The sequence below is a fragment of the Pseudideonella sakaiensis genome, assembly GCF_048320135.1.
Classification (GTDB): Bacteria; Pseudomonadota; Gammaproteobacteria; order Burkholderiales; family Burkholderiaceae_C; genus Ideonella_A; species Ideonella_A sakaiensis_A.
Genome location: NZ_CP182947.1, coordinates 712,481 through 727,431, shown reverse-complemented (window position 1 = coordinate 727,431; position 14,951 = coordinate 712,481). Strand labels below are relative to the sequence as shown.

The following is a 14,951-nucleotide window of genomic DNA, read 5'->3' as shown; positions in this document are numbered from 1 at the left end:
CCGGGGGGAGCCCTACCTTCTGTCGGGGTAGCTCAGATAACGCTGCTGCAACGTGCGGAACAGCGCCGAGAAGGAGAGGGCCAGGCCGAGGTAGATCAGCGTGACGACGATGTAGATCTCGAAGCTGCGGAAGGTCTGCGACTGCAGGTTGGCGGCGACCGAGGTCAGGTCGTCGGCCGAGATCACCGACACCACCGCCGACGTCAGCATCAGCAGGATGAATTGGCTGCTCAGCGCCGGGAAGATCGCGCGCAGCGCCGGCTTCAGGATGATCAGCCGGAAGACCTGGTGCGGCTTCAGGCTCAGCGCGAGGCCGGCCTCGACCTGGCCCTTCGGAATCGATTCGATGCCGGCGCGGATGATCTCGATCGCATAGGCGCCGAGGTTGACGACCATCGCGACCAGCGCGGCGGTATACGGCGACCAGCGCAGGCCGATTGCCGGCAGCGCGAAAAAGAAGAAGAACAACTGCACCAGGAACGGTGTATTGCGGATCAGCTCGATGTAGGCATTGATCAGCATCCGCACCGGCGCCGGCCCCGAGGTCTTGCCCCAGGCGCCGACGATCGCGACGCAGAGGCCGAGCACGGTCGCGGTCAGCGACAGCTGGATCGTGATCCAGGTGCCTTTCAGCAGCAGCGGCCAGGCTGCGAATACGTCGGCGAATTGGAAGCTGTAGTTCACGACTCGATGACCGGGTGAAGTTTTCTGAAACCGGTTTCTATTCTGAAGAAACCGGTTTCAGAGCGATACCCGTGTTTTCCCTAGGTTTTGGCGATTCGGTTTCAGGCGCCGGTGTCGGCGCGCTGCGACGATGCGCGGACGATCAGCCGGCCGGGCAGCAGGATCTGCCGCGGCGGCAGCGAGCGGCCGTCGAGGCGCTCGAGCAGGCAACTCGCCGCGACCCGGCCGAGGTCGTCGGTCGGCTGCGCGACCGTCGAGATGCCGGGGCCGACCAGCGGCGCCCATTCGGTGTCGTCGATGCCGACAAGGCCGGCGTCGCTGCCGGCCTGCCAGCCGAGCTTCGCGAATGCTGCGGCGACCTGCAGCGTCATCACCGCATTGCTCGCCAGCACTGCCAGCGGCTTGCGGGCTGCACGCCGTTTCGCCTCGCGCAGCGCCGCCAGCAGCGCTGCCTCGTCGCCGTCGGCGACCTGCTGGCTGCGGCCGCCGGCCGCCTTGCCGTGGCTCGCCAGCTGCGCGTTGAACGCTGATTCCCGCTCGATTCGCGCGCTGACGCCGGCGATCGGTTCGGTGACATACAGCAGCTCGCGCCAGCCGTTGGCGAGCAGGTGCGATACCGCCTGGCGGATCGCGTCGGCATTGTCGAGCGAGACAAAATCTGACTGCATCTCGGGATGGCGGCGATCGACCAGCACCGCCGGTTTGCCGTGGCGGACGACCTCGCTGGCAGCGCCCGCATCGGCGCCGAGCGTATTGAGGATGAAGCCCTCGACCTGGTACGACGCCAGCGCCTCGATCGCCTCTCGCTCGCGGCTGCCGTCGTTGCCGAGGTTGAACAGCATCACCAGATAGCCGGCCTCCTGGCAGGCCTTCTCGGCGCCGCGCAGCACCGCGACCGAAAACGGATTCGTGATGTCGGCGACGACGAGGCCGATCAATTTCGACTTGCCGCGTTTCAGTGCCTGCGCCATCGGGCTCGGCACATAACCGAGCTGCTTGACGGCGGTTTCGACACGCGCTGCGATGTCGCGCGTCAGAAGCGTGTCGCGGTGGTTCAGGAAACGCGAGACGGTTGCCTTGGAGACGCCGGCGAGGCGGGCGACATCGGCAATCGTCGCCCGCGTTTCGGACGGTGCGGCCGCTTCTTCGGCACTGGAACTGGAATTCATTGCGTCATTCTATGAAACCAGTTTCAGAAAAGCCAGCGGAAAAGCCCTGGGTCCGGCTCTGACGGAAGCAACTCGGCGAGCCAGCCGCTCAGTCGTCGGGTGGTTCGGACGTCCGAATCACAGATCCCGGCTTCAGAACGGGCCGACCGCTCAGGCGTCGACGATCTGCTGGAAGCCGCCGTAGATCAGGCGCTTGCCGTCGAACGGCGGTTTCTCATCCTTCAGCCGCGGGTCCTCCATCACCTTCTTCCAGGCCTCGTCGCGCACCGCACGCGACGGCCAGGTGATCCACGAAAACACGACCGACTCGTCTGGCTCGCGCTTGACGGCCATCGAGAACGAGGTCAGCTTGCCTTCCGGCACATCCTCGCCCCAGCAGTCGACGACGCTGAGCGCGCCGTGTTCGCGCAGCACCGCCGCCATCCGTGTCGCATGCTCGCAGTAGGCGTCGCGGTCGGCATTGCGCACCGCGAGAACGGCCCCGTCGATGTAGTTCATCGTTTACTCCCTTGGTTGTTGCCAGCCGTCCGGCCGGTGCAGGGGGCCGTGCTGCCCAAAAATGTCGAATGATGCTGCACGGCTGCCTACTGCCCGATCAACGTTTCGGGATCGTGCCACTGATGGCCGAGCGCATCGGCCACCTCGCGGTGCGTGACCTTGCCGGCGGCGACGTTCAGGCCGTTGCGCAGGTGCGGGTCGTCGCGCAGCGCCTGCTGCCAGCCCTTGTCGGCCAGTGCGGCAACGAACGGCAGCGTCGCATTGTTCAAGGCATGGGTCGAGGTGCGCGGCACGCCACCTGGCATGTTGGCAACGCAGTAGTGGACGACGCCGTCGACCAGATAGGTCGGCTCCTCGTGGGTCGTCGGTTTCGAGGTCTCGAAGCAGCCGCCCTGGTCGATCGCGACATCGACGACGACCGCACCGGTTCTCATTCGCTCGACCATCTCCTTCGTGACGAGTTTCGGTGCCGATGCGCCGGGGATCAGCACGCTGCCGATCACGACGTCGGCCGACAACACATGTTCCTCGATGTTGTCGCGGTTCGAGAAGACGGTGATCACGCGTGCGCCGAGCAGGCCCTCGATGCGGCGCAGCGCATCGATGCTGCGGTCGATCACGATGACCTGCGCACCGCTGCCGACCGCAAGCATCGCGGCATTGGTGCCGACGACGCCGGCGCCGAGCACGACGACCTTGGCCGATGCGACACCGGGCACGCCGCCGAGCAGCATGCCGCGCCCACCGTGTGCGCGCTCGAGGCTGTGTGCGGCGGCCTGGATCGCCATCCGGCCGGCAACTTCCGACATCGGTGCCAGCAGCGGCAGCCCGCTCGCTCCGGTGACGGTTTCGTAGGCGATGCAGATTGCGCCGCTGCGGATCAGGTCGTCGCACTGTGCCGGGTCCGGTGCGAGGTGCAGGTAGGTGAACAACAGCTGGTCCGGGCGCAGCCGTGCCCGTTCGACCGCCTGCGGCTCTTTCACCTTGACGATCATCGCGGCGGTTGCGAACACCTCGTCGGCGCTGTCGACGACGCCGGCGCCGGCGCGGCGGTAGTCGTCGTCGCCGGCACCGATGCCGTCGCCGGCGCCGCTCTCGACGATCACCTGGTGGCCGGAGCCGACCAGTTCGCGCACCGAGGAGGGCGTCAGCCCGACCCGGTATTCATGGTTCTTGATCTCTTTCGGCACGCCGATCAGCATCGCTCGACTCCTGCGAAGCGGCCCGGATCAATGGGCCGCAGATTGCAGCCTGGGGGTGGGGGCCGCGGGCGACGATATCGTAAAGTCGCTGCGCCAACCAGCCGAGTGTTCCCACCCGGCCGCACAACACAGGCCGATGCAGCGACAGCAGGAGTGCCGCCGACGATGAACCACTGGAAAGACCATCCGCTGCCGGCGATACGCCACGAGGCCTTGTTCGGCGACCGCCTGGTGCGCTGTTTTGCACCGCGCCCGGCCGGCCTGTACGCGATGTTCGAGGCCTCTGTCGCGGCCCGACCGGAAGCCGAGGCGATCGTCTGCAATGGCGGCCGCTGGACTTACGCGCAGACCGCGCGCGCAACCGCGCGGCTTGCCGCGGAATTCGTCTCGCACGGCGTGTTGCAGGGCGACCGCGTCGTGATGCTGGTCGACAACCGGCCCGAATTCGTCGTCGCGCTGCTCGCGCTGCAGCGGCTCGGCGCGATTGCGGTGCCGGTCGGCGTCCGCGAGCAGCGGCCCGGGCTTGCCTACATCGCCGCGCAGTGCGGTGCGATCGGCGCCGTCTGCGATGCGGCGCTTGAAGACCGGCTGCCCGATGCCGACGAGGCGCCGGCGCTGCGTTTTCGGCTGCTGGTCGGCGCCGCGCCTGGCCAGATCGCGATGCAGGATCTGCTCGACAAGACTGCGGCCGAGGCCGCCGCCGTCGCCACGACGTCCGAGACCGATACCGCGGTGATCCTCTATACGTCTGGCACGACCGGTCGGCCGAAAGGCGCGATGCTGACGAACCTGAACATCGTCCATTCGGTGCTGCATTACGAGTTGTGCATGCGGCTGCGATCCGACGACCGGTCGGCGCTGGCGGTGCCGGCGAGCCACGTCACCGGCTTGATCGCGGTGATCGCGACGATGTTGCATGTCGGCGGCGCGATCGTCATCACGCCGCCATTCAAGGCCGAATCGTTCATCGCGACGATGGCCGCCGAGCGCGTCACCCACACGCTGATGGTGCCGGCGATCTACCAGTTGTGCCTGCTGCATCGGGGTTTTGCGAGCGCCGACCTCGGCGCATGGCGGATCGGCGCCTATGGCGGCGCGCCGATGCCGGTGGCCACCATCGATGCATTGGCCGAGCGGCTGCCCGGTCTCACGCTGCTCAATGCCTATGGCTCGACCGAGACGACGTCGCCGGTGACGATGATGCCGCCCGGCCAGACGCGTGCCCATGTCGACAGCGTCGGTGTCGCGCTGCCGACCGCCGATATCCGCGTGCTCGACGACGACGGCCGCGAAGTGCCGGCCGGGGAGACCGGCGAGCTGTGGATCGGCGGGCCGATGGTCGTGCCCGGCTACTGGGCCAACGCGGAAGCGACAGCAGCGTCGTTCACCGCCGGCTACTGGCATTCCGGCGATCTCGGTTCGGTCGATGAGCAGGATTTTGTGCGCATCTTCGACCGCAAGAAGGACATGCTGAACCGCGGCGGCTTCAAGATCTATTCGGTCGAGGTCGAGAATGTGCTGATGGGCTGGCCGGGCGTCGTCGAGGCGGCGATCGTCGGCAGGCCGTGCCCGGTGCTCGGCGAACGCGTCCATGCCTTTGTCCATGCACCCGATGGCCGGCGCGACGACGAAGCGCTGCGCGCGTTCTGCGCCAGCCGGCTGGCCGACTACAAGGTGCCCGAGACGATCAGCTGGTGCGAGACCCCGCTGCCGCGCAATGCGAATGGCAAATTGATGAAGAGGCTGCTGCGCGAGCAGTTGCCCGATGTGGCCGCGGCAGCGCGCGAAACGTAGAATTTCGACGCTTCAGCAGTTCCTCCGAGGTGCCGATGACGCCGCCGCTGCCAATGGCCCTGCCGTTGACGAAATTCCGCGTGCCGCGGGCACGGCGCGACTTTGTCCGGCGCGAGGCGCTGCTGCAGCGGCTGCGCCGCATGGTCGAGCAGCATCCGGTCACGCTGATCCAGGCGCCGGCCGGCTCTGGCAAGACGACGCTGATGGTGCAGCTGGCCGAAGCCTGCGGTCCGGCGGCGCGCTGCATCTGGGTGGCGCTCGACGACAACGACAACGATGCGGTGCGGCTGCTGGCGACGCTGGTGCAATCGCTCGGCCCGCTCGAGCTCGACTGGGCGATGGATCCGCAGGTGCTGGTCGCCAACGTGCCGGGCAGCGGCAGCGAGGCGAGGGCGGTGCTGGCGGCAATTGTCAATGCAATGTGCACCGCGTCGCTCGATCGCATCGTCTGGCTGCTCGACGACCTGCACCGCATCACCGATGCGTCGGCACTCGGCCTGCTGCAGGCGCTGATCGAACGGCTGCCCGAACATGTCTCTCTGGTGCTCGGCTCGCGGGTCGAACCGGCGATCGGCCTGGCGCGGCTGCGCGCCCATGGCGAACTGGCCGAGTTCGACGCCGAGCAACTGCGCTTCGACTCGCCGAGCGTCGTCGAGCTGGCGCGCCTGCGCTGGGGTATCGAGCCGACGCCGCAACTGGTCGAGGCGACGCTGCGGCGCACCCACGGCTGGGCGGTCGGCGTCAACCTGGTGCTCGCCTCCGGCGCCGATACGCCGCGTCGGCAGCGGGTGCAGACCTGCACCTTGTCGTCGAAGGCGATGTTCGACTTTCTGGCGCAGGAGGTGCTCGATGAACTGCCGCCGGCGCTGCGCCGCTTCGTGATCGAGTGCGCGATCCTGCCCGAACTGAGCCCGGCGCGCTGCGACGCAGTAACCGGTGGCACCGACAGCCGCCGCGTGCTCGAAACGCTGTTGCAGCGCAACCTTTTTCTCAGCGTTGTCGACGAAGCCGAACTGGTGCTGCGTTTCCACGACCTGTTCCGCGATTTCCTGCTGACGCAGCTGGACGGTGAGCCAGCCGACTACCGCCGTGCGTTGCACGCAAAGGCGGCCGCTGTCGAGGAGATGCCGGACCGCGCGATCGGCCATTGGCTCGATGCCGGCCAATGGGCGGAGGCCGCTGCGCTGATGGCCAGCCACGGCCTCGGCCTGGCCGCCGCCGGCGCCTATCCTGACCTCGAGCGCTGGATCGCCCGGCTGCCGGCCGACGTCGTCGATGCCGAGCCGCGGCTGGCGCTGCTGCGCGCCGAATGCGCCTGGGTGCGCTGGGACTGGGAACAGGTGCTGCAACATGCGGCGCCGGCCGCCGACGGCCTCGCCCGCCAGGGCGACCAGGCCGGCAGGCTGCGTGCACAACTGCTGCTGGCCGCTGCACTCGGCGCACTCGGCCACCTGCAGGAGCGCGAGCAGCTGACCGAAGAGAGCCTGCAGCTGCCCGACCTGCCGGCGGCCGATGCCGCGCAATTCCACCTGCAACGCGCATGGAGCGTCTTTTCACTCGGCCAGAGCGAGTTGATCGCCCGCCATCTGGCGGTCGTCAATGACCTGGTCGCCGAGGATCCGCAGCACCATGCACCGCTGGTTGCGCAGACGCTGAACTGCCATTTCGGCGGCATACCCGGCGTCACCCAGGCCTACCTGCGTTTTGCCGAGCTGTGCGACACGATCCCGAAGCCGACCGCATTGCCATGGCACTCGACGCCGGTGATCCTCGGCGCGTGGGCGGCGTTGTGGCAGGGGCGCCGCGCCGGCGTCGTGCAGGAGCTCGAACGCGCCGCGCAGATCCAGCACAGCTTCGGCCGGGTGCGTTGTGTGCTGCTCGATGCGGCGCATCTGCAGGCACTGCTGCTTGCGCTCGATGGCGATTTCGATGCCGCCGGCGCGATCATCGGCGGGCTGCTCGCCGACCTCGAATCGGGTGATGCGGCCGGACTGCGCAGGGTCTGGCAACGGCCCTACCGCAGCGTGCTGGCACGGCTGGCGTGGATCGCGCTCGACGCGCCGACGCTGGCGAAGCAGGCCTCGTTGCTGGCCGGCCCGCTGCGCCACCGCGAATGGCCGTTGACCGCTGCGGCGGTCGCGACCGTTGCCGGCCAGGCGGCTTTATTGGCCGGCGATCTCGATGCCGCGCAGCAGCAGCTCGACGAGGCCGCGGCGCTGCAGCAGCGCTTTCCGGCGCCGGCGTTTTATGCCGATCCGCGGATTGCGCTGGCCGAGGTCTTCTTGCGCCGCCAGCAGCGCGGCCGCGCCTGGGAGACGCTGCTGCCGGTCGTCAGCGAAATCGGCCGCGACGGCACGCCCGGCCGGCTGTTGCTCGAGCCGAAGGCGCTCGTCGATGCGCTGCTCGCAACCTGCCCGGCCACTGCGCCGGAAGCAGAACTGGTCGCCAGTATCCAGCGCACGCTCGACGCGTGGCACCAGGCAGGTGCCGGCGCTGGCGACACGGGAGCAGCCAGCTGCCCGCTGAATCCGGTCGCGGCGCGCCTGACCGAACGCGAGCGCGAGGTCGTCGAACTGGTGGCGCAAGGCCTGTCGAACAAGCTGCTGGCGCGCAAGCTGTCGCTGAGCCCGCATACCGTGAAGCGCCATCTGGCGAACATCCTCGACAAGCTCGATTGCGATACCCGAGGCCAGGCGGCCGACCTGTGGCGCCGCCATGCGGTTGCCAGCTGACGCGCTGACGCCAGCCGCCAGCGGTTATCGTTGGCGCGTCGTCGAGCCCCGGGAGATGAGTTGATGGATCTGGAGCTGGTGCTGGCCGTCGTTTCCAGCGAATTTACCGACCTGCCGGACGCCGGCGAAGTTGCCCGCATCGTGATCCGCCTGTTGACCGCTGCCCTGCTCGGCGGCTTGCTCGGTTTCAATCGCGAGAAACACAACAAGTCGGCCGGTTTGCGAACCCACATGCTGGTCGCGCTCGGCGCGGCAACGTTCGTGATGGTGCCGCAACTGGCCGGAATGGAGATCGCCGACCTGAGCCGTGTGATCCAGGGCGTGATCGCCGGCATCGGCTTCATCGGCGCCGGCACGATCCTGAAACATCACGATGAAAAGGAAGTGTTCGGCCTGACGACGGCTGCCGGCATCTGGATGACCGCTGCCATCGGCATGGCCTGCGGCATGGGCCGCGAAGTGACGGCGATCATCAGCACCTTGCTGGCGTGGGCCGTGCTCGGTGTGATGCACAAGCTGTTCGAGGCCAGGGACAGCAAGAAGGACACCGCCTGACGGCGCGCCGGCGCGCCACCCGACGCATCGGGCCGCGTCAGCGCGGCGGATGGGCCGGTCGGTGCAGGTGGCGGCCGTCGAGCAGCGCGCCGCTGGCGAGATAACGCGAGTACTGCGACAACGGCAGTGTCGCAACGCCGTGCGAGCGGCCGTCTTCCCAGGCCAGCGTCGCATCGAACTCGGTGACCTCGATTTCGCACGGGCCGGGCGGTATCTGCATCGTGACCCCGTCACCCTCACGGTAGGTGACGGTGCCGATGATTTGACATCGTTTGGTATAGGACATGGTGTTCTCCGGGCCGTTCACGCGGCGGCAGGCAACGGCGATGCCGGCGCCCGACGCGCCTTTCGTGCACGGCGCTTGCGCGCCGTGCAGGATCGGCCTCTCTGTTGGTTGATTACCAGGCGTCGACGCCGTAGTAGCCGTTCACCTGGCGACCGTAGTCGCGGTTGTATTCAGGCATCTGGTCGTGCGGGTAGCGCGGCGCGCCCTCGAGTTTTTCCTTGTCGAGCGGAACGACATAACCTTCCTTCTCGACGTCGTACTCGAGCATGTTCCACGGCAGCGGATAGCGGTCGGTGCCCATGCCGAGAAAACCGCCGAATTCGAGCACCGCATAACGGACCTGGCCCGAACGCTTGTCGATCATCAGGTCATCGATCGTGCCGAGTTTGTCGCCGGCGTGGTTGTAGACGGTCGTGCCTTCGACCTTGTCCGACGAGATGATGTCGCTGGTGGATTTGGTGAGCGTGTTGGTATTCATCGAATTCTCCTTGCGTGTTGGCTGGCGGATCGGGCCGCCGGGACCGGCGGCATGGCCGATCGCCATGTGTTCTTTATCGCTTGCAACGCGTTTTGATTCGATCGGTGCCAATGCCGACGGGCTGTAGGACTGCTACGAAGGTCCGGCACGGTCGATGACGGACGTTTCAGCATCGGGTTACATGCAGCAACGAAACGCTTACGTGCGGCCATCGCAGCGGTGTTGCCTTAGCATGCAGCGATGAGCTGGAACCCCGATCAGTACCTCAAATTCGCCGCCCCGCGGCTGCGGCCCGCGATCGATCTGCTGGCCGCGGTGCCGCTCGAGCACGCGCGCGTGATCGTCGATCTCGGCTGCGGCGCCGGCAATGTGACGAGGCTGCTCGCCGAGCGCTGGCCGCAGGCGCAACTCAGCGGAGTCGACAACTCGGCCGAGATGCTCGCGAAGGCGGCCGGCGAGGTGCCCGGCGTGCGCTGGCTCGAATGCAACCTCGCCGATTGGCGCGCGGAGCGTCCGGCCGACCTGATCTATTCGAATGCGGCGCTGCACTGGCTGCCGGCGCACCGCGAGCTGTTCCCGCGCCTGCTCGCGCAGCTCGAGCCGGGTGGCGTGCTGGCGGTGCAGATGCCGCGCAATTTCGCTGCGCCGTCGCATACCGCGATCGCCGACACGGTTGCCGCCGGCCCATGGCGCGCCCGGCTCGAACACCTGCTCGAACCGGCGCCGGTCGCGCCGCCCGATTTCTATTTCGACCTGCTGGCGCCGATCGCCGAACGTGTCGATATCTGGGAGACCGAGTACCTGCAGGTGCTCGACGGGCCCGACCCGGTCAAGGAGTGGACCAAGGGCACCTGGCTGAAGCAGTTTCTCGATGCCCTCGACGACCCGGCCGAGCGCGCCGCCTTCGAGCGCGACTATGCCGAGCGCGTCGCCGCCGCCTATCCGATGCGGCCCGACGGCAGGACGCTGTTTCCGTTCAGGCGGCTGTTCATCGTCGCGACGGCGGTCTGAATCACTCCGGCGAATCCGGCGGCATCAGCCCCATCGCCTCGTAGGCTGCGACTGCGCTGCGCACCAGGTCGGCCTGCTGGTTGCGCAGGGACTGGCGCCGCGTGACCGCATTGCGCTGTGCTTCCAGCAGTTCGAGAAAGCCGGCCAGCCCGTTGTCGTAGAGGATTCGTGCCTGCTGCACCGCTGCATCGGCCGCACGCACTGCCTCGTGCAACGCGGTCAGTGCGTCGAGGGCGGTGCGGTGGGCATGCAGCGCGGCTTCGGTTTGCGCGAGTGCCTGTTGCACCGCTTGCCGATAGCCGAGCTCGGCGGCGCGCAGCCGGGCGCGTGCGGCGTCGCTGGCGGCTTCGCGCTGGCCGCCATCGAACAGCGGCGCTGCCAGCTCGGCTGCGACCGTCGCCAGCAGCGCGCTGCCACCGGCCGTGCCCAGCGTCAGCACACCGGGCAGGCGCAGCGATGGGCGCTCGGCGGCCGCCGCCGCATCGACCGCCGCCTCGGCGGCCCGCAAGGCCTGCTCGGCGGCCTGCAGGTCCGGGCGCAGACGCAGCAGGTCGAGTGGCAGGACCACCGGCAATGCGGCAGCCGACGCTGCGGCGCCATCGGCGCTTGCGCCCGGAGCAATCGGCAGCCGTGGCGGGCTGGCGCTCGCGATCGGCGCACCGGGTCGTGTTGCGGTCAGCAACTGCAGCGGCCGCTCGGCCTCGCGCACGCTGGCTGCGGCATCGATCACCGCGGCCTGCGCGGCGGCAAGCTCGCCGTCGGCGCGCAGGCCATCGAGCTTCGGCGACAGGCCGGCGTCGACCCGGATGCCGACGACGCGCGCGGTTTCACGCCACAACGCGAGTGCATCGCGCCGCGCCTGCAGGTCGAGCCGGGCCTGCTGCCAGGCCAGATAGGCGCGCGCGGTCAGTGCCGCGGTCGACAGGCGCGCGGCCTGCGTCTCGAAGCGCCGCGCCGCAAGCGTTGCGGCAGCCGCCCGCTCGTCGGCACGCAGTTCGCCCCACAGATCGGCATCCCAGTCGAGGCGCAGCAGCAGCGCCGGCTCGATCCGCCGCTGATTGGCGGACTGGCGGCTGCTGGCATCGACACGGGCTGCGGCAACCAGTTGCGGCATGCGCCGGCCTTCGGCGGCGCGCAATGCGGCGCGTGTTTCCGCTTGCCGCTCGCGCGCCAGCGCAATGTCGGTATTGGCCGCCAACGCGCGCTCGACCCATCGCGCCAGCTCGTCGTCGCCAAATCGTGTCCACCAGCGAAGATCGGCTTCGGTTGGACGCGGCGCGTCGTGCTGCGCCGCATGGAAGCGGCTGTCGGCATCGAGGTCGGCCATCGCGCCGGACCCCTGTTGCTGTACCGGCGGCCGCGCCGCGCAGCCGGCCAGGATTAACAGCAGCGTCGCCACCAGTGCCGCAATCGGCAGCGGCAACGATTGCCGGTACATCATGGTCGGCGCTCGGCAGCTGCCAGCTCGCTGGCCAGCTGCGCGGCTTCGCTGGCGCGCGGCCGCGCCAGCGGCGCCAGCAGCGTATAGATCACCGGCGCGAGAAACAGCGTGAACAGCGCCGACAACGCCAGCCCGCCGAAAATCACCCAGCCGATCGCATTGCGCGCCTCGGCACCGGCACCGCTGCTCAGCAGCAGTGGCACCGCGCCTAGCACGGTCGAGGCCATCGTCATCAGGATCGCGCGCAACCGCGTCGAAGCGGCCTCGCGGGCCGCCTGCAGCACCGGCTTGCCGGCATCGCGCAACTGATCGGCAAACTCGACCATCAGGATGCCGTTTTTTGCCATCACGCCGACCAGCAGCAACAGGCCGATCTGGCTGTACAGGTTCAGCGAGACACCGCTCAGCACCATCGCGAATGCGGCGGCGGCGAGGCCGAACGGCACCGTCAGCAGCACGGTGGCGGCGCTGGTGACGCTTTCGAACTGCGCGACCAGCACCAGGAAGACGACCAGCAGCGCGATCGCGAAGGTGATCTGCACGCCGCGCGAGGTCTCCTCCAGCGTTGCCGCGTCGCCGAGCAGCAGCAGGCTCATGCCGTCTGGCAGCGTGCGCTGCGCGAGTGCGCGCAGTTCGTCGACGGCGCGCTGCAGCGGCAACGACGGATCGAGCGACAGGTTCAGCTCGACCGCGCGCCGCTGGCCGTGGCGGTCGAGCTGGGCGGCGATCGCGCCATCCTCGAAGCGGACGAACTGCGACAGCGGCACCGCCTGGCCGGCGGCGTTGCGCACCGTCAGGCCGAGCAGGTCCTGCGGATCGCGTACGGCGCTTTGCGCCGATTCGAGCATTACCGGCACGCTGCGGTCGCCGACCGTCATCGTCGCGACCTCGGTGCCGTCGACCAGTGCGCGCAGCGTCGTGTCGAGACCATCGACCGCGACGCCGAGATCGGCCGCGCGTTCGCGGTCGATGCGCAGCGACAGCTGCGGCTGGGTCGCGTCGTATTCGACGCGGACGTCGCCGGCGCCGGGCATCTCGCGCTCGATCGCCTCGGCAAATTGATACGCTACCTCGGCGATGCGGCGATGCTCGGTGCCGACGATCGCCGCCTGCAGCCCGCCGCCGGCGTTGCGCACGCCGAGGCTGTTGCCGCCGATGATCCGCACCTGTGCGCCCGGCAGTGCGGCCAGCTGCGGCTGCAGCCTGGCGGCGATCTGCTGCTGCGAGATGTCGCGGTCGGCCCAGTCACGCAGCGGCGCGATGATCAGGCCGCGGTTCGGATCCCAGCGGCCGGTGATCGTGAAGACGCTGCCGACCAGGCCCTCGTCGACCAGCGGGTCGAGTGCGCGCAGTGCCTGTTCCATCTGCCGATCGGTATAACGCAGGCCGGTGCCGTCCGGGCCGCGCAGCATCAGCATCAACACGCCGCGGTCTTCCGCAGGTGCGAGCTCCTGCGGAATCGAGCGCAGCGTCAGCCCCGCGGCGATTGCCAGCAGCAGCGCAAGCACGATGACGACAAGGCGATGGCGCAGCGCGGCGTCGAGCGCACGGTCGAAACCGGTCGCGACCGTGGCGCCGAAGCTGCCGAGCGCTGCGCCGAGCCGTCCCGGCCGGGCCAGCACGTCGATGCGAGACGCCATCATCGGCGCCAGCGACAGCGCGACAAACGACGAGATCAGCACCGCGAACGCCATCACGAAGCCGAATTCGGTGAACAGCTTGCCGGCTGCCGACGGCAGGAAGGAGATCGGCACGAATACCGAGATCAGCGTCGCGGTGGTTGCCAGCACCGCAAAAAAGACCTGGCGCGCCCCGAGCACCGCCGCGGCGCGTGGCGCCAGACCCTCGCGGCGCCGGCGCTGGATATTCTCGAGCACGACGATTGCATCGTCGACGACCAGGCCGGTGGCCAGCAGCAGGGCCAGCAGCGTGATCAGATTCAGCGAAAAACCCATTGCCCACAATGCCGCGAGCGTGCCGATCAGCGAGACCGGAATCGCGACTACCGGAATCAGCGTTGCCCGCCACTGGCCGATGAACAGGCCGACGACGACGGCGACGATCAGTACCGAAAAGCCCATGCTCTTCAGCACCTCGCCGATCGAGCCGCGGATGAACAAGGCGTCGTCGGAGACGATGCGGATCGTCAGGTCGTGGTCGTCGGCGGCGAGCCGCGCGATCACTGCACGCACGCCGTCGGAAATTGCCAGGCTGTTCGCCTGCGCCTGGCGGACGACCCCGAGGCTGACGACGGTGCGGCCGTCGAGCCGCACATAGGCCTGCGCATCGGCCGGGGCAAAAAAGACTTCGGCAACATCGGCCAGCCGGCTGCCGCCAGGCAGGCGCAGCGCCTGAACCTGCTCCGGCGTCGCGAGCGAGGCATTGGCGCGCACCAGCACCTCCTGCTGCGACGCGTCGAGGCTGCCGGCCGGCACGTCGGCGCGTGCCGTCGCCAGTGCCTGCGCGATGTCGCTGACCGCGAGGCCGCGCGCGGCCAGCGCCTGCGGGTCGATGCGCACGCGCAGCACCCGTTCGCGCGCGCCGAACATCGTCACGTCGGCGACGCCGTCGACCGACACCAGTTCGGGCTCGATGCGCTCCTCGACGGCTCGGCTCAGCGCGTCGATCGACAGCGTCGCGCTCGATACCGCGAGCCGCATCACCGGCTGCGCATCGGCATCGGCCTTGATCACGGTGACGTTGCGCACGCCGGCCGGCAGCTCGCGTTCGGCGCGGCTGACGGCCTCGCGGACGTCGTTGGCGGCGGTGACCAGATCGACGCCGGGACGGAAGCTCAGGTGCACGCGCAGCGTGCCTTCCTCGCTGGCAGAGCGCACGCTGTGCACGCCCGGCACGCGGGCCGCCGCCGCCTCGAGCACGCGGGTGACCTCGCCATCGAGCGTCTCCGGCGCGGCGCCGGGATATTCGGCGCGCACCGAGACCACCGGCCGGTCGATGTTCGGCAGCTCGCGCACCTCGACGCCTTGCAACGCAGCCAGCCCGGCGATCACGATCAGCAGGTTGATCACGACCACCAGCCAGGGGCGGCGGATGCCGAGGCCGGGCAGGCCGCCGCCGTCGTTCACCGGATCACCTCCGGC

General features: G+C 68.7%; 12 protein-coding genes. 4 read left to right on the top strand and 8 right to left on the bottom strand.

The features are described 5' to 3' along the window. Window positions 1-12: 12 nt before the first annotated feature. The 4 genes from ACNH6H_RS03180 to ald form a co-directional block, all read right to left on the bottom strand. A complete protein-coding gene (locus ACNH6H_RS03180; RefSeq protein ID WP_418315567.1) occupies window positions 13-684 on the bottom strand; it encodes an amino acid ABC transporter permease in 672 nt (223 codons plus the stop codon). A gap of 101 nt (window positions 685-785) precedes the next feature. Beyond that, a complete protein-coding gene (locus tag ACNH6H_RS03175) occupies window positions 786-1,853 on the bottom strand; it encodes a LacI family DNA-binding transcriptional regulator (protein ID WP_418315566.1) in 1,068 nt (355 codons plus the stop codon). 150 nt (window positions 1,854-2,003) lie between these two features. Next, window positions 2,004-2,351 (bottom strand): DUF1428 domain-containing protein, encoded by a 348-nt coding sequence (locus ACNH6H_RS03170; protein WP_418315564.1) that lies wholly within the window; start codon window positions 2,349-2,351, stop codon window positions 2,004-2,006. 86 nt (window positions 2,352-2,437) lie between these two features. Next, entirely contained in the window at window positions 2,438-3,553 is a 1,116-nt protein-coding gene (ald, locus tag ACNH6H_RS03165) for an alanine dehydrogenase (protein WP_418315562.1), read from the bottom strand. A gap of 165 nt (window positions 3,554-3,718) precedes the next feature. Between ald and ACNH6H_RS03160 the strand changes: the two genes are divergently transcribed. The 3 genes from ACNH6H_RS03160 (at window position 3,719) to ACNH6H_RS03150 (ending at window position 8,634) form a co-directional block, all read left to right on the top strand. Continuing rightward, window positions 3,719-5,347, top strand: a complete 1,629-nt coding sequence (locus ACNH6H_RS03160) for a class I adenylate-forming enzyme family protein (RefSeq protein ID WP_418315561.1) — start codon at window positions 3,719-3,721, stop codon at window positions 5,345-5,347. 35 nt (window positions 5,348-5,382) lie between these two features. After that, window positions 5,383-8,079 (top strand): LuxR C-terminal-related transcriptional regulator, encoded by a 2,697-nt coding sequence (locus ACNH6H_RS03155; RefSeq protein WP_418315560.1) that lies wholly within the window; start codon window positions 5,383-5,385, stop codon window positions 8,077-8,079. A 63-nt stretch (window positions 8,080-8,142) separates the two neighbouring features. Further along, window positions 8,143-8,634, top strand: coding sequence for an MgtC/SapB family protein (locus ACNH6H_RS03150; RefSeq protein WP_418315558.1), 492 nt, complete (start codon window positions 8,143-8,145; stop codon window positions 8,632-8,634). Window positions 8,635-8,671: 37 nt separating this feature from the next. Here the strand turns inward: ACNH6H_RS03150 and ACNH6H_RS03145 are convergent, their stop codons facing one another. Then, window positions 8,672-8,920, bottom strand: coding sequence for a hypothetical protein (locus ACNH6H_RS03145; protein ID WP_418315556.1), 249 nt, complete (start codon window positions 8,918-8,920; stop codon window positions 8,672-8,674). Between the two features lie 112 nt (window positions 8,921-9,032). Beyond that, a complete protein-coding gene (locus tag ACNH6H_RS03140; RefSeq protein ID WP_418315555.1) occupies window positions 9,033-9,398 on the bottom strand; it encodes a PRC-barrel domain-containing protein in 366 nt (121 codons plus the stop codon). Window positions 9,399-9,638: 240 nt separating this feature from the next. On the opposite strand from ACNH6H_RS03140, the gene ACNH6H_RS03135 reads away from it, so the two are divergent. Beyond that, window positions 9,639-10,409 carry a methyltransferase domain-containing protein gene (locus ACNH6H_RS03135; protein WP_418315553.1) on the top strand — a complete coding sequence of 257 codons (771 nt, stop codon included), beginning with the start codon at window positions 9,639-9,641 and terminating at the stop codon, window positions 10,407-10,409. 1 nt (window position 10,410) lies between these two features. Here ACNH6H_RS03135 and ACNH6H_RS03130 read toward each other — a convergent pair whose 3' ends face one another. Both ACNH6H_RS03130 and ACNH6H_RS03125 read right to left on the bottom strand, forming a co-directional pair. Further along, complete coding sequence (locus ACNH6H_RS03130) at window positions 10,411-11,850, bottom strand: efflux transporter outer membrane subunit (protein WP_418315551.1); 1,440 nt, start codon at window positions 11,848-11,850, stop codon at window positions 10,411-10,413. Then, window positions 11,847-14,936, bottom strand: coding sequence for an efflux RND transporter permease subunit (locus ACNH6H_RS03125; protein WP_418315549.1), 3,090 nt, complete (start codon window positions 14,934-14,936; stop codon window positions 11,847-11,849). The genes ACNH6H_RS03130 and ACNH6H_RS03125 overlap by 4 nt, the downstream gene beginning before the upstream one ends. Between the last annotated feature and the right edge of the window lie 15 nt (window positions 14,937-14,951).

Excerpts from the sequence above, each read along its gene's own strand:
- ACNH6H_RS03175 (WP_418315566.1), bottom strand. The coding sequence starts at position 1,853 with ATGAATTCCAGTTCCAGTGCCGAAGAAGCGGCCGCACCGTCCGAAACG.
- ACNH6H_RS03170 (WP_418315564.1), bottom strand. The coding sequence starts at position 2,351 with ATGAACTACATCGACGGGGCCGTTCTCGCGGTGCGCAATGCCGACCGC.
- ald (WP_418315562.1), bottom strand. The coding sequence starts at position 3,553 with ATGCTGATCGGCGTGCCGAAAGAGATCAAGAACCATGAATACCGGGTC.
- ACNH6H_RS03160 (WP_418315561.1), top strand. The coding sequence starts at position 3,719 with ATGAACCACTGGAAAGACCATCCGCTGCCGGCGATACGCCACGAGGCC.
- ACNH6H_RS03155 (WP_418315560.1), top strand. The coding sequence starts at position 5,383 with ATGACGCCGCCGCTGCCAATGGCCCTGCCGTTGACGAAATTCCGCGTG.
- ACNH6H_RS03150 (WP_418315558.1), top strand. The coding sequence starts at position 8,143 with ATGGATCTGGAGCTGGTGCTGGCCGTCGTTTCCAGCGAATTTACCGAC.
- ACNH6H_RS03145 (WP_418315556.1), bottom strand. The coding sequence starts at position 8,920 with ATGTCCTATACCAAACGATGTCAAATCATCGGCACCGTCACCTACCGT.
- ACNH6H_RS03140 (WP_418315555.1), bottom strand. The coding sequence starts at position 9,398 with ATGAATACCAACACGCTCACCAAATCCACCAGCGACATCATCTCGTCG.
- ACNH6H_RS03135 (WP_418315553.1), top strand. The coding sequence starts at position 9,639 with ATGAGCTGGAACCCCGATCAGTACCTCAAATTCGCCGCCCCGCGGCTG.
- ACNH6H_RS03130 (WP_418315551.1), bottom strand. The coding sequence starts at position 11,850 with ATGATGTACCGGCAATCGTTGCCGCTGCCGATTGCGGCACTGGTGGCG.